Genomic DNA, 13,043 nt, shown 5'->3' with positions numbered 1-13,043 from the left:
TGGCCTGAAGTCTGGCGCGCCAACCTCATGCTGCGCGGCGCCGTCCGTGTGCTCGTGCGCATCGGCTCATTCCGTGCCTTTCACCTTGCACAGCTCGACAAGCGCGCACGCAAGTTTCCGTGGGCCGATTTTTTGCGACCAGATGTGCCTGTTCGGGTCGAGGTGAGCACCAACAAGCGCTCCAAAATATATCATGCAGGCGCCGCCGCCCAGCGCATTGAAACTGCGATCAAGGAATCTCTCGGTGCGCCTATCTCGCCCGAAGCCGCGCTCACACTGAAGGCACGTATTGATGATAACCTCGTCACCTTCAGCCTCGATAGCTCTGGCGAAAGCCTGCACAAACGCGGCTTCAAAGAGGCCGTCAACAAAGCTCCCATGCGCGAGACGCTTGCAGCACTTTTTCTTCGCGAAGCGGGTTACATTGGAACCGAGCCTGTTCTTGACCCGATGTGCGGCTCAGGGACCTTCCCCATCGAGGCCGCCGAGATCGCGATGGGCCTCGCCCCGGGACGCGCGCGCAGCTTCGCTTTTGAAAACCTCGCAAGCTTTGATGCTGCCGCATGGGAGACCCTGCGCAGCGGCGTAACCCCACGCAGCACCGATCAGCATTTTTACGGTTCAGATCGCGACCAAGGGGCAATCGCCATGAGCACCCGCAACGCTGATGCGGCGGGCGTCTCGGAGCACACAAACTTCACCTGCACCTCAATTTCCGATCTCAAGCGCCCCGAAGGCCCTGCTGGTCTCGTGATCATCAACCCCCCCTATGGGGCACGCATCGGCAACAAAAAGCCCCTCTTTGCGCTTCATGCTGCGCTGGGAACAACGCTCAAAACTGAGTTCAGGGGGTGGCGCGTCGCGATCATCACGACTGAAGCGTCCCTCGCCAAAGCAACGGGCCTCACTCTCTCCGCAGGCCCCTACGTGCCCCACGGCGGCCTCAAGGTGCGGCTCTACCAATCGGGTCCGCTTTAGGGCGCTTGCGCATCAGCACCACAAGGTTCGACAGCCCCAAAGCCGAGATCACAACAGCGCCGCCCACAAGCGCATAAGCGCCTGGGTCTTCGCCCAATGCAAACCATACCAAAAGCGGCGCCAGCACTGACTCAAGCAAAATCAAAAGCGCCACTTCGGCAGACGGAATATACCTTGGACCCAGCGCCAGTCCGACCGAACTGATCCCTATAAAAAGCCCATGCAAAGCCACAAGGGAATACTGCGAGGCCTCAAGCTGTACCGGCAAAACAAACGGTGACAGACACAAAGCCGAAACCAGATAAGCCACGGGCAACATCGGAACCATCGAGACAGTGCGCACCCGTCGCGCCGCGGTGAGAGCTACGGCAAAGACAAACGAAACGCACACCGCCAGAAGATCCCCCTTCAGGCTCGCGCCATGAGTCTCACCCGAGCCATAGGTGATAATGCCAAGACCAGCAAAAACCGCAATCATGGTGACCATCATGCGGCGGCTCATCGCTTCACCCATCCAGACAAAGCTCAAAATCGCTGCGAAGACAGGCATCGAGGCAATGATAAAGACAACATTGGCCACGCTCGTGTGGCTCACTGCCAGCGTGAAGAGAATTCCCGTACCGCTCATCGCAATAAGATAGACATAGGCATAGGGCCCGCCACGCAGCGCAGCCCCAACCGAGCGCGCGCCTGTGGTCATCAGCACATAAACCAGCACCAAAAGCCCCGTGCTCAACCCCCGCCAGAAAGATACCTCCAAAGGCGGGACATCGATCAGCCGGATGAACAAGCTGTCAGGCACAACAAACAAAACGCCCATCATCGTGATGAGCAGCCCTTTCAGCTGATCGCTCATAGCTTGGCCAAATGGTGCAAAAGCTTACGCAACACCGTGACGTCTTCGGAAGAAAATGTCGCCGCCAGCTCCGCATCATAGTCGATAGCCACACCGCGCAGCTCGGTATAAGCCGCTCGCCCTGCACTCGTGAGTTCCAGATACTCCAGCCGCCTGTCTGCCTCATCACGCTCGCGCGTCAAGAAACGCCGCTCTTCGAGCCGTGCCACCGCGCGGCTGATCTTTGTCTTGTGCATCTTGGAGCGCTCGCAGATTTCTTTGGCGGTCAGACGCCCGTAAATCCCAAGGTGAAACAGCACCCGCCACTCCGTCCGCAACATTCCGTAGCGGTCCTTATAGATATTCTGAAACGCGAGGCTGCTTTCCTCTGCCGCCTGATTAAGCAGGTAGGGCAGAAAATTCTGCAAATCAAAGTCATCTTTTTTTGTCATAGCGCGTCTCCCTCTGTTGTTAGTTACAAAATCAACTGTTAATTACGCAACCAAATTCGACAGGATGCGCGCCATGACCCAAAAAACATTTCCTCACAGTTTCACACAAGCCCCTTCGCTTGACGGCCCTCACAAAGGCTACATGCCCGGCTTTGGGAACGACTTTGAAACCGAGGCTTTGCCCGACGCCCTTCCACAAGGCATGAATTCCCCACAGAAATGCAACTACGGCCTCTACGGCGAACAGCTCTCTGGTACAGCCTTCACAGCGCCAAGCCATCAGAACGAGCGCACATGGTGTTATCGCATCCGCCCCTCGGTCAAGCACTCCCACCGATATACAAAGATTGATCTCCCCTATTGGAAATCTGCCCCCCATGTGGATCCCGATGTGATCTCCCTTGGCCAATACCGTTGGGATCCCGTCGCCCACGCAGGCGAAGCGCTCAACTGGCTTACAGGCATGCGCACCATGACAACAGCGGGCGATGTCAACACACAGGTCGGCATGGCCAGCCATATCTACCTCGTCACCGAGAGCATGGTAGATCAATATTTCTATTCCGCTGATTCCGAGCTTCTCATCGTGCCCCAAGAAGGCCGACTGAGATTTGCAACAGAGCTCGGTATCATAGACCTCGCCCCACAAGAGATCGCAATCATCCCCCGAGGCCTCCTCTATCGCGTCGAAGTTCTCGAAGGCCCGGCGCGCGGCTTTGTCTGCGAAAACTACGGCCAGAAATTCGAGCTTCCGGGCCGTGGCCCCATTGGTGCCAACTGCATGGCGAACCCGCGCGACTTCAAAACGCCCGTCGCCGCCTTTGAAGACCGCGACGCGCCTTCAACGGTCACAATCAAATGGTGCGGCCAGTTCCACGAGACCAAGATTGGCCACTCGCCCCTTGATGTCGTCGCATGGCACGGCAACTACGCCCCTGTAAAATACGACCTCAGCACTTATTGCCCCGTCGGCTCGATCCTGTTTGATCACCCTGACCCCAGCATCTTCACTGTGCTCACCGCCCCGTCGGGCCAAGAGGGCACAGCCAATATTGACTTCGTGCTCTTCCGCGAGCGCTGGATGGTGGCCGAAGACACGTTCCGCCCTCCATGGTATCACAAGAACATTATGTCCGAGCTCATGGGCAACATCTACGGTCAGTATGATGCCAAACCCAAAGGCTTCATTCCTGGCGGCATGTCCCTGCACAATATGATGCTGCCCCACGGCCCCGACAAAAACGCCTTTGAAGGCGCCTCCAACGCGGAGCTGAAGGCAGAGAAACTCGACAACACCATGAGCTTCATGTTTGAAACCCGCTTCCCGCAGCACCTCACTGGCTTCGCTGCCAAAGAGGCCCCGCTACAAGACGATTACATCGACTGCTGGACTGACATCGAAAAGAAATTCGATGGCAAGCCTGGCAAGAAATAAGGAATACCAATGTCTCTGCTCACATCATGGGTCACTTCGGCCAATACCGCCGATGCCCCCTTCCCGCTCAACAATCTGCCATATGGCGTCTTTTCCACAGCCAACAGCGATCCACGCTGCGGCGTCGCCATCGGCGATATGATCCTTGATGTGGCCGCCGCCGAAGAAGCGGGCCTTATCGCACTTACAGATGCGCCACTCTTTGATGTGCCCTTCTGGAACGAAGTCATGGAAGAAGGCCCAAAGCTTTGGGCCGCCCTGCGCACCCGCCTCACAGAACTTCTTGCCGAGGGCTCCCCTGATCAGGCCGAGCTTTCAGACATGCTTGTCGCGCAATCAGACGCCGACATGCACCTTCCCTTCCTCGTGAGCGAGTTCACAGACTTCTACGCGTCCAAAAATCACGCCACCAATGTGGGCACGATGTTTCGCGGCGCCGAAAACGCCCTGCCGCCCAACTGGCTCCATATTCCCATCGGCTACAATGGCCGCGCCTCTTCGGTTGTTGTCTCAGGCACTGACATACGCCGCCCTTGGGGCCAGCTCAAAGGTCCAAACGATGACGCCCCCCGCTGGGCGCCTTCCGCACGCTTTGATCTGGAGCTTGAAATGGGTGCCATCGTCGGTACATTTTCAGATGCCCCCGTTACCGTCGCTGAGGCCGACGAAATGATCTTCGGCTATGTGCTCCTCAACGACTGGTCCGCACGCGACATTCAGGCCTGGGAATACCAGCCCCTCGGCCCGTTTCAGGCCAAAGCGACTGCGACAAGCATCTCCCCTTGGATCGTCACCAAAGCAGCACTTGAGCCTTTCCGCACAGACACACCGCCCCGCGAGAAAGACCTGCTCCCGCATCTGCAAGACTGCGGACCGATGCTCTATGACATCGACCTGCAAGTGACGCTGACACCCGAGGGCAAAGCGACAAGCACCATCGCCACGACAAACTACAAAGAGATGTATTACTCATCTGCCCAGCAGCTTGCGCACCACACCACATCTGGCTGCCCGATGAACCCCGGCGATCTATTGGGCTCAGGCACAATCTCTGGCCCAGAAAAGCACCAGCGCGGCGCGCTCTTGGAGCTCTCATGGGGCGGCAAAGAGCCGATCACGCTGGACATAGGCGAGGAACGCAGCTTCTTGGAAGATGGCGACACCCTCACCCTTCACGGCGCAGCCAAAGGCGACGGCTACACCATTGGCTTTGGCACATGCGCAGGAACAATCCTGCCCGCCCTCGCAGACCCATACAAACGCTAACGCTTTCTTATTGCTAAAATATCCTCGCCGAAGGCTCCAAAATGCCCGCAGGCACACCGATTTGAAAAGGAAACCCAATGTCTAAAAAATTCGCATCCCAAGGCGACATGACGGAAAAAGAAATCTCCTTCGTCGAAGTCGGCGAGGGCCTCTGGGCCTTCACCGCCGAGGGCGATCCAAACTCTGGCGTCATCATCGGTGACGAGAGCGTGATGATCGTTGAGGCCCAAGCAACACCGCGCTTGGCTCACAAAGTGATCGAAAAAGTCCGCTCCGTCACAGACAAACCCATCAGTCACCTTGTGCTAACTCACTATCATGCTGTCCGCGTGCTCGGCGCATCTGCCTATGGCGCGCCCGAAATCATCATGTCAGACGCAGCCCGCTCAATGGTTGTCGAGCGCGGTCAGGAAGACTGGGACAGCGAGTTCCAACGCTTCCCGCGTCTCTTTGAAGGCCACGAGAGCATCCCTGGCCTCACCTACCCGACAACAACATTCTCGGAGTCCATGACAGTCTACCTTGGCAAGCGCCGCGTTGACATCATGCACCTTGGCCGCGCCCACACAGCGGGCGACGCTGTCGTCCATGTGCCTGACCAGAACGTCATGTTCACAGGCGATATCGTTGAATATCACTCCGCCTGCTACTGCGGCGATGGTCACTTTGCCGATTGGGGCAACACGCTCGACAACATCGCTTGGTTTGATGTCGACGCCATCGCACCAGGACGTGGTGATGCGCTCATCGGCAAGGAGATGGTCAACGCAGCCATCGAGAACACCCGCGACTTTGTGGAAAGCACCTATCGCCCCGTGGCCCGCGTGGCTGCCCGCGGCGGCTCGCTTAAGGAAGCATGGGACGCCTGCCGCGCCGAATGTGACCCCAAGTTCGCGGACTACGCGATCTATGAGCACTGCCTGCCCTTCAACGTGGCCCGCGCCTATGACGAAGCCCGCGGCATGGACCACCCGCGCATCTGGACCGACAAACGCGACATCGAAATGTGGGAACAGCTGCAAAGCTGATCCACTCTGCCTCTTTGGGCCAGCCTCTCATGTGAGGCTGGCTTACCAGAGACAGATCGATAAGACCGCGCCCCCATGTCATAGGAGGAGACTGACATGTTTGATGACCGATACACACTCGCTTACCGCCTCTACCCATACAAGCGCCACGCCGACCAAGACAAAGGCGCTGCTGTGCGCCACCCTGTTGTGGTCATGGGCGGTGGCCCCGTCGGTGTCGCGACAGCGCTTGATCTGGGCGCCCAAGGCATCCCTGTCGTCGTGCTTGATGATCACGAAGGTGTCGGCATGGGCAGCCGCGCGATTTGTTTTGCCAAACGCTCCCTCGAAATTGCCGACCGCTACGGCGCAGGCAAGCCCATGGTCGAAAAGGGTGTGGTCTGGAACCTCGGTAAAGTCTTTCACAAAGAAGACAAAGTATTCGAATTCAATCTCCTGCCAGAAGAAGGCCACGAGTTCCCCGCCTTCATCAACCTCCAGCAGCCCTATTTCGAAAGCTTCATGATCGAGCGGCTGTTTGAGATGCAAAAGGCTGGCGCGCCTGTCGAAATCCGTGGCAAAAACCGCGTTGATAGCGTCACGGTCAAAGACGACCGCGTGGTGCTTGAGGTCATGACCCCCGATGGCCCCTACACGATGGAAGCCGACTGGCTCATCGGCTGCGATGGCGCGAACTCTCCACTGCGCAACATGCTCGGCCATGACTTCACAGGCAAAGTCTTTCAAGACAGCTTCCTCATCGCCGATATCAAAATGATCAACGAAAACTTCCCAACAGAGCGCTGGTTCTGGTTTGAGCCAAGCCACGGCTCGGGCGCATCGACGCTCTTGCACCGCCAACCAGATGATGTCTGGCGCGTTGATTTCCAGATCGGCTGGGATGTCGACCGCAAGGAAGAAATGAAAGAAGAAAACATCCGCCGCCGCCTCGATGCCTTTCTCGGCGAAGGGGTCGAGTATGAGATGGTTTGGTCCTCAATCTATACGTTCCAATGCAAACGCATGGAAAAGTTCCGCCACGGACCAGTGATCTTCGCAGGCGATGCGGCGCATCAGGTATCGCCCTTCGGCGCGCGCGGGGCCAACTCGGGCATGCAGGACATCGACAATCTCGGCTGGAAGCTCGGCCTTGTAATCAATGGCCAAGCCCCCGACAGCCTACTCGACAGCTACAATACAGAGCGCGTCCACGGAGCTGACGAAAATATCCTGAACTCAACCCGCGCGACCGACTTCATCACGCCCAAAAGCGAGACGAGCCACATCTTCCGCAACGCCGTTCTGGAGCTTTCCGAGCGCTACGAGTTTGCGCGCCCACTGGTCAATTCGGGCCGCCTCTCGCTCCCTTGCGTTTATGACAGTTCTCCGCTGAACTCAGCCGATGGTCTTTCCCATGGCCCCGAGCGCACCCGCCCAGGCGCGCCCTGCCCCGATGCGCCGCTCGGGGCAGAATTCCTTCTCTCTAAGCTTGGCGGCAAATTCACGCTCCTAACGATCGACGCAGACGCGCCCGATAGCTTTGAAGATAATGGCATCACAGTGACCCGCCTCGCTCTCTCGGCCAAAGACGACCCGACGGGCGCACTCAAAGCGCGCTATCTCGGCGAAGCCAAATCAGGCGTTTATCTCATTCGCCCCGATCAGCATGTTGCTGCGCGCCGCGACCGCTTTGACGAAAACCTCTTCCGCACGGCCCTTCGCCGCGCAACAGGCAAGGAATAATCCCATGAGCACATTGACCCTGACCCCCAACATCAAAGGTGGCGATGACTTTTATGAGGAATTGCTCAACGCGCATGAAGGCCTCAGCAAAGAGGAAAGCGACGCCTACAACGCGCGCCTGATCCTGCTGCTGGCGAACCACATTGGTGAGCGCGCCATACTCTCCGAAGCCATCACAGCCGCCAAGCGCACAAAATAAAGCAGCAAGGGGCGATACGGTTCAGCGCGTCGCCCCAATACCTCTAACAATCCACTTGTCTGCCCCAAAAATACAGTTACCCTGTTAACAAAAGAGGGAGCCGTAGATGCGCTGGACAGATTTTCCAAAATGGGGCCGCTATGTAGCCGATTGGGCAGCAGAGTATCACGGTTCCTTGCGAGAGCGCCCTGTGCGCGCCCAGACAAAGCCGGGCGAAATCGCAGCACAGCTCGCCGCAGCCGCCCCAGAACAGGGCCAGCCTGTGGAGGATGTGATCAAGGATTTCGAGCGCATCGTGATGCCCGGCATCACCCACTGGCAGCACCCACGCTTCTTTGCCTACTTCCCGTCCAACGCCTCCCCCGCTGCCGTGCTGGCCGACTTCTTCACAACAGTGATGGCGCCACAGTGTATGCTGTGGCAGACCTCTCCTGCCGCCACCGAGATGGAAACACGCATGATGGACTGGCTGCGCGATGCGCTCGGCCTTCCGCAAGCCTTCCACGGGGTCATCCAAGACAGTGCCAGCGGCGCGACGCTGGCCGCCGTGCTCACCATGCGCGAGAAAGCCCTCAACTGGGCCGGGAACCAGAAAGGCCTTACAGGCCAAGCCCGCCTGCGCATCTATGCCTCTGAGGAGGTGCACACGTCCGTTGACCGCGCGATCTGGATCGCAGGCATCGGACAAGAGAACCTTGTCCGCATCCCAACGCATGGACCTATGCGCGCCATGGACCCCGCCAAACTCGACGCCGCCATCAAAGCCGATCTTGCCGCGGGCTTCCTCCCCGCTGGCGTCATCGCCTGCACAGGCGGCACAGGCACAGGCGCCTGCGATGATATATCTGCCGTTTGCGATGTCGCCGCCACGCATGAGCTTTACACCCATGTCGATGCGGCTTGGGCGGGCTCAGCGATGCTGTGTGAAGAATTCCGCTCGCTCTGGACAGGTGTGGAAAAGGCCGACAGCGTCGTGCTCAACCCGCATAAATGGATGGGCACGCAGTTTGACCTCTCCGCCCATTTCGTGCGCGCCCCCGAAGACCTGACCCGCACCTTGGCAATCCAGCCTGAATATCTGAAAACACATGGCAAAGACGGGATCATCAACTACTCTGAATGGTCCGTCCCCCTTGGTCGTCGCTTCCGCGCACTCAAGCTTTGGTTTCTCTTTCGCACCTACGGGCTTGAAGGCCTGCGCACCATGTTGCGCAATCATGTGAAATGGTCCGAAGAGCTCTGCGAGCGTTTTCGTGCAGCGCCAGACTTTGAAATCATCACCGACCCTGTGCTCTCGCTCTTCACGTTCCGTTACGCGCCCCAAAGCGCCACAGACCTTGACGCACTCAACCAAAACCTTGTCGATCGGGTCAACGACGACGGCCGCATCTACATCACCCAAACACGCACAACAGGCGCTCTTGTGATCCGCTTTCAAGCAGGCCAGTTTGATGCCACACGCGCCGATGTGATGATGGCCTATGATGTCATCACCGAAATCGCCGCGACCCTTTAAGGAGAGACCCATGCCAGCCCCTCACAACCCCTTCAAAGCCGCTCTCAAAGCGGGCAAAAAGCAACTCGGCGTCTGGTCAAGCTTCGCTCATCCCTACCCGATCGAAATGGTAGCGACCGCAGGATTTGATTGGGTCGTCATCGACGGAGAACATGCTCCAAACGATTTGCAAACCATCACCTCCCAGCTGCAAGTCCTTGAAGGCAAACACTCCCACGCGGTCGTACGCATCCCCACAGGCAACGACTGGCTGGTGAAGCAAGTGCTCGATGCAGGCGCGCAGACCGTGCTTGTGCCGATGGTCGACACGGCAGAACAAGCGAAAGCCCTCGTGCGCGCCATGCGCTACCCGCCTCATGGCATCCGCGGTGCAGGCGCTGCTGGCGCACGCGCTTCACTGTTCGGCGCGATTGAAGATTATGTACAGACAGCCAACGATGAAGTCTGTTTGCTCGTCCAAGTCGAGACCCGCCTCGGCATGGAAAATCTCGATGCCATTCTAGACGTCGAGGGCGTGGACGGCGTCTTCATCGGCCCCGCCGATCTCGCCGCTGACATGGGGCACCCTGGCAACTCTGCGGCAGAGGATGTCAAAGCTGCGATCAAAGACATGCTTGGTCGCATCAGCGAGTCCGACAAAGCCGCTGGTATCCTTGGCGTCAGCCAAACCGCCACGCAGGAGTATGCCGACTGGGGAGCGCAGTTTCTTGCCGTTGGCGTCGATGTGGGCGTCTTTGCAAAGGCTATGCGCGATCTGGAAGGGCACTGGCGGGCGCGCATTTGAGTTCGAATTTTTCTTTCGGAAAAATCCGACCCGCTGGGGGCTTTGCCCCCAACCTCCCCCGAGATACGGAGAGAAAGAAGAAGAACATATTTTTGCAAAGCCTGAATATACCTAAAGCTGGACCTGCCCTTCTTTTTCGGTCAATCTCTCTAAATGGCAGGCCAAACAGAAACCATCATCAGTGCGATCCTACGCGACATTGAAACAGGTGCATTGCGCCCGGGCGACTTTATTGAAGACGCCGCAATCATGGCCCGCCACGAGGTCTCACGCACGCCGGTTCGAGAAGCCCTCATCCAGCTGGAAGCATCAGGACTGGTCGAGCGCGTGGCCCGCAAGGGTGCGGTTGTCTTTCGCCCGACGCTAGAGCAGTTTCTCGCGATTCTAGAAGTGCATGCCAAGCTGGAGGGCCAAGCAGCGGGGCTTGCTGCGCGGCGTCTGTCAGCAACCCATGCCGCCGCATTGGAAGCAGCCGTCGCCGCTTGCGAAGCCCATGCGCAAGAGCATGGTGATGGCGCACCTGACGCTTATTACCAGCTCAACATGGACTTTCACCGCGTCGTCGCGGAAGCCGCTGGCAACCCTTACTTACTGGATATGATCAAGACCAATGCGCGCAAGCTTATGGCCTATTATCGCGCTCGTTATCACTACAAGGGCGTTATCGCGACCTCGGCCAGAGAGCACCGCGCGATTGCTACCCTGATCTTTGCACGGGATGCAGAAGAAGCGGAAGCCGCCATGGAACGCCACGTCAGTTTTGACCATGTCACCGCACTTGACCTTTTGGCTGCCCTAAGCTGATTGGCCCTCTATAAAAAGAGCAATACGTTCTGCCATGGCCTGCATGTCGGCCTCTTTGACAAGCGAGGCACGCGCCCGCTCGGTCACGTCGCTCGGCAGTTCATCCGCCAGATGCTCAACCAGTGCCGCAATAAACGCAGGCTCCATTTCGGGATGATACTGAGTTGTCATAACTCCCCGCCCCATAACGAATCCCGCCACATCACAGTCTGGTCCTGAAGCAATCACCTCGGCGCCTTTCGGCATCTTGGTCACTTGCTCAGAGTGGCTCGCATAGAGCGGCAAACTGCGCCCATCAGCAAAGCGCTTTTCGACCAAGCCAAAGACCCATCCCTTCGGATTCGCTGCCACATCACCTCCCAAAGCCTTGGCGATGGCCTGATGCCCGAAACAGGCCCCAAACATAGGAATACCAGCGGCATAGATCTCTCGTATCAGCCCAAACAAGCGCTCCACCCAAGCGTCGCCAGAGTTCACAGAATGCGGCGAGCCAGTGATCAGCACTCCCTCAATCCCTGTCAGCACCTCAGGAAACACCCCGTCCTTGACGGAATAAACCACATACTCCCACTCGGGGCGCACACGTCGCATCATAGCAGGAAACTTCTCGCCATCCTTCGGCCAGCTGTTGGAAAAATCACTCTCGTCGGTGTTTGTCATCAAGACAGCGATACGCATCGGGAGACTCCAGTTCAGATTCTTCTTTACATATTTATATCCCCTCATAATATACTTAACAAGTGAAACGCGAAGTAAGGTAGCCCCCATGACGGTCTGGACCCCTACGGATGACGGCTTTGCCGACCTCTCAAGCCACGACACATTTGAGCAAGGGGCGCCGCACAACACCTTCAAGCGCCTGCGTGATGAAGACCCTGTGAGCTGGACAGACTACGCTGATGGCGAGAACTACTGGTCGATTACCCGACACGCAGACATGATGGAAATGAACCGCAACACCAGCGTCTTTTCCTCCGCGCGCGGCATTCGTATGGAAGATCAGTCTTATGAGGAGTACCTCGCGCGGCGCACATTTCAGGAAACAGACGCTCCCGAGCACATGAGAACGCGCATCAAAGTCGCCAAGGCCTTTTCTAAGCCCGTGATCGCGAAGTTTGATGAAGAAATCGGCCTGCTCTGCGACGAAATCCTCGAGGAGGCCCTAAGTGTTGATAGCTTTGACGCCACCAAAACAATTGCCCGCGAATTGCCCATGCGAATGCTTGGTCGCATCCTCGGCCTGCCCGAGAAAGATTTGCCTTGGCTCGTCGAAAAGGGGGATGCGCTTATCGCAAATACAGACCCCGACTTTACGGATCATGTGCTCGACAAAATGAAAACTGACGAGTTTCGCATGATGCCGTTCAACTCTCCTGCTGGCGCCGAACTCTTTCTCTATGCCAAAGACCTCATGAAACAGAAAGAGGCCGCGGGCGACACAGAGGGCGTGCTACATATGATCCTGCAGCCCGACAAAGACGGCAACACCATCACAGAAGAAGAGTTTCGCAACTTCTTCTGTCTGCTCGTCGCCGCAGGCAACGATACCACGCGCTACTCTATTGCTGCGGGCATACAGGCTATGTGTCATCAGCCCGAACTGCTCGCCCAGATGCAAACAGGCGATATCTGGAGCACCGCCCCCGACGAAATCATCCGCTGGGCAACGCCCGCGCTCTACTTCCGCCGCACGGCGATGCAAGACTATGAGGCCCATGGCAAAACCATTCGAGAGGGCGACAAAGTCCTCTTTTGGTGGTCTTCAGGCAACCGTGACGAAACCGCCTTTGACGACCCGATGCGCGTAAATCTTCTACGCGAAAACAACAGACACGTCAGCTTCGGCCAAGGCGGCCCACATGTCTGCCTTGGCATGTGGCTGGCACGGCTCGAAGTGCGGGTCTTGTTTCAAAAGCTTGCCAAACGTCTCAGCCACATCGAAGCTGACGGCGAGCACAAGTTCCTGCGCTCCAACTTTGTCGGCGGGATCAAATCATTGCCTGTGCGCATCAAGCGCGCCTGAA

13 protein-coding genes and 1 pseudogene are annotated in these 13,043 nt (G+C 57.6%); 10 read left to right on the top strand and 4 right to left on the bottom strand.

The window, feature by feature from the left end; genetic code table 11:
• Nucleotides 1-66: 66 nt before the first annotated feature.
• Nucleotides 67-393, bottom strand: a pseudogene (locus DSM117340_RS04580) (hypothetical protein); the annotation flags it as partial.
• Here DSM117340_RS04580 and DSM117340_RS04575 point away from each other — a divergent pair.
• Complete coding sequence (locus tag DSM117340_RS04575; protein ID WP_354690031.1) at nucleotides 277-978, top strand: hypothetical protein; 702 nt, start codon at nucleotides 277-279, stop codon at nucleotides 976-978. The pseudogene DSM117340_RS04580 and the gene DSM117340_RS04575 sit on opposite strands and share 117 nt — an antisense overlap.
• Here DSM117340_RS04575 and DSM117340_RS04570 read toward each other — a convergent pair.
• Together DSM117340_RS04570 and DSM117340_RS04565 are read right to left on the bottom strand one after the other, a co-directional pair.
• Nucleotides 944-1,834, bottom strand: a complete 891-nt coding sequence (locus tag DSM117340_RS04570; RefSeq protein WP_089888233.1) for a DMT family transporter — start codon at nucleotides 1,832-1,834, stop codon at nucleotides 944-946. The two genes, DSM117340_RS04575 and DSM117340_RS04570, sit on opposite strands and share 35 nt — an antisense overlap.
• Nucleotides 1,831-2,265 (bottom strand): MarR family transcriptional regulator, encoded by a 435-nt coding sequence (locus DSM117340_RS04565; protein WP_089888231.1) that lies wholly within the window; start codon nucleotides 2,263-2,265, stop codon nucleotides 1,831-1,833. The genes DSM117340_RS04570 and DSM117340_RS04565 overlap by 4 nt, the downstream gene beginning before the upstream one ends.
• Nucleotides 2,266-2,338: 73 nt before the next feature.
• On the opposite strand from DSM117340_RS04565, the gene hmgA reads away from it, so the two are divergent.
• The 8 genes from hmgA (at nucleotide 2,339) to DSM117340_RS04525 (ending at nucleotide 11,019) form a co-directional block, all read left to right on the top strand.
• Nucleotides 2,339-3,700 carry a homogentisate 1,2-dioxygenase gene (gene hmgA / locus DSM117340_RS04560; RefSeq protein WP_273486251.1) on the top strand — a complete coding sequence of 454 codons (1,362 nt, stop codon included), beginning with the start codon at nucleotides 2,339-2,341 and terminating at the stop codon, nucleotides 3,698-3,700.
• 9 nt (nucleotides 3,701-3,709) lie between these two features.
• Nucleotides 3,710-4,966, top strand: coding sequence for a fumarylacetoacetase (gene fahA, locus DSM117340_RS04555; protein WP_089888228.1), 1,257 nt, complete (start codon nucleotides 3,710-3,712; stop codon nucleotides 4,964-4,966).
• Nucleotides 4,967-5,043: 77 nt separating this feature from the next.
• Nucleotides 5,044-5,994: an MBL fold metallo-hydrolase gene (locus DSM117340_RS04550; RefSeq protein ID WP_089888226.1), complete on the top strand. Its 951-nt coding sequence runs from the start codon at nucleotides 5,044-5,046 to the stop codon at nucleotides 5,992-5,994.
• Nucleotides 5,995-6,090: 96 nt separating this feature from the next.
• Entirely contained in the window at nucleotides 6,091-7,716 is a 1,626-nt protein-coding gene (locus tag DSM117340_RS04545) for an FAD-dependent oxidoreductase (protein ID WP_271437087.1), read from the top strand.
• Nucleotides 7,717-7,720: 4 nt separating this feature from the next.
• Nucleotides 7,721-7,915: a DUF2783 domain-containing protein gene (locus tag DSM117340_RS04540; protein ID WP_089888222.1), complete on the top strand. Its 195-nt coding sequence runs from the start codon at nucleotides 7,721-7,723 to the stop codon at nucleotides 7,913-7,915.
• A gap of 106 nt (nucleotides 7,916-8,021) precedes the next feature.
• On the top strand, nucleotides 8,022-9,431 hold the full coding sequence (locus DSM117340_RS04535; protein WP_089888221.1) for a pyridoxal-dependent decarboxylase: 1,410 nt from the start codon (nucleotides 8,022-8,024) through the stop codon (nucleotides 9,429-9,431).
• Between the two features lie 10 nt (nucleotides 9,432-9,441).
• Nucleotides 9,442-10,215: an HpcH/HpaI aldolase/citrate lyase family protein gene (locus DSM117340_RS04530; RefSeq protein WP_089888219.1), complete on the top strand. Its 774-nt coding sequence runs from the start codon at nucleotides 9,442-9,444 to the stop codon at nucleotides 10,213-10,215.
• A gap of 153 nt (nucleotides 10,216-10,368) precedes the next feature.
• Nucleotides 10,369-11,019, top strand: coding sequence for a GntR family transcriptional regulator (locus DSM117340_RS04525; RefSeq protein ID WP_089888217.1), 651 nt, complete (start codon nucleotides 10,369-10,371; stop codon nucleotides 11,017-11,019).
• Here DSM117340_RS04525 and DSM117340_RS04520 read toward each other — a convergent pair.
• Complete coding sequence (locus tag DSM117340_RS04520; RefSeq protein ID WP_089888216.1) at nucleotides 11,011-11,697, bottom strand: type 1 glutamine amidotransferase; 687 nt, start codon at nucleotides 11,695-11,697, stop codon at nucleotides 11,011-11,013. The two genes, DSM117340_RS04525 and DSM117340_RS04520, sit on opposite strands and share 9 nt — an antisense overlap.
• A gap of 88 nt (nucleotides 11,698-11,785) precedes the next feature.
• On the opposite strand from DSM117340_RS04520, the gene DSM117340_RS04515 reads away from it, so the two are divergent.
• Nucleotides 11,786-13,042 (top strand): cytochrome P450, encoded by a 1,257-nt coding sequence (locus tag DSM117340_RS04515; protein ID WP_089888215.1) that lies wholly within the window; start codon nucleotides 11,786-11,788, stop codon nucleotides 13,040-13,042.
• The last annotated feature ends 1 nt before the right edge of the window (nucleotide 13,043 follow it).

The sequence above is a fragment of the Lentibacter algarum genome (assembly GCF_040580765.1).
Lineage (GTDB): Bacteria > Pseudomonadota > Alphaproteobacteria > Rhodobacterales > Rhodobacteraceae > Lentibacter > Lentibacter algarum.
This window is presented reverse-complemented; position numbering and strand designations above follow the sequence as displayed.

Excerpts from the sequence above, each read along its gene's own strand:
- DSM117340_RS04550 (WP_089888226.1), top strand. The coding sequence starts at position 5,044 with ATGTCTAAAAAATTCGCATCCCAAGGCGACATGACGGAAAAAGAAATC.
- DSM117340_RS04535 (WP_089888221.1), top strand. The coding sequence starts at position 8,022 with ATGCGCTGGACAGATTTTCCAAAATGGGGCCGCTATGTAGCCGATTGG.
- DSM117340_RS04515 (WP_089888215.1), top strand. The coding sequence starts at position 11,786 with ATGACGGTCTGGACCCCTACGGATGACGGCTTTGCCGACCTCTCAAGC.
- DSM117340_RS04565 (WP_089888231.1), bottom strand. The coding sequence starts at position 2,265 with ATGACAAAAAAAGATGACTTTGATTTGCAGAATTTTCTGCCCTACCTG.
- fahA (WP_089888228.1), top strand. The coding sequence starts at position 3,710 with ATGTCTCTGCTCACATCATGGGTCACTTCGGCCAATACCGCCGATGCC.
- hmgA (WP_273486251.1), top strand. The coding sequence starts at position 2,339 with ATGACCCAAAAAACATTTCCTCACAGTTTCACACAAGCCCCTTCGCTT.
- DSM117340_RS04525 (WP_089888217.1), top strand. The coding sequence starts at position 10,369 with ATGGCAGGCCAAACAGAAACCATCATCAGTGCGATCCTACGCGACATT.
- DSM117340_RS04570 (WP_089888233.1), bottom strand. The coding sequence starts at position 1,834 with ATGAGCGATCAGCTGAAAGGGCTGCTCATCACGATGATGGGCGTTTTG.
- DSM117340_RS04530 (WP_089888219.1), top strand. The coding sequence starts at position 9,442 with ATGCCAGCCCCTCACAACCCCTTCAAAGCCGCTCTCAAAGCGGGCAAA.
- DSM117340_RS04545 (WP_271437087.1), top strand. The coding sequence starts at position 6,091 with ATGTTTGATGACCGATACACACTCGCTTACCGCCTCTACCCATACAAG.
- DSM117340_RS04520 (WP_089888216.1), bottom strand. The coding sequence starts at position 11,697 with ATGCGTATCGCTGTCTTGATGACAAACACCGACGAGAGTGATTTTTCC.
- DSM117340_RS04540 (WP_089888222.1), top strand. The coding sequence starts at position 7,721 with ATGAGCACATTGACCCTGACCCCCAACATCAAAGGTGGCGATGACTTT.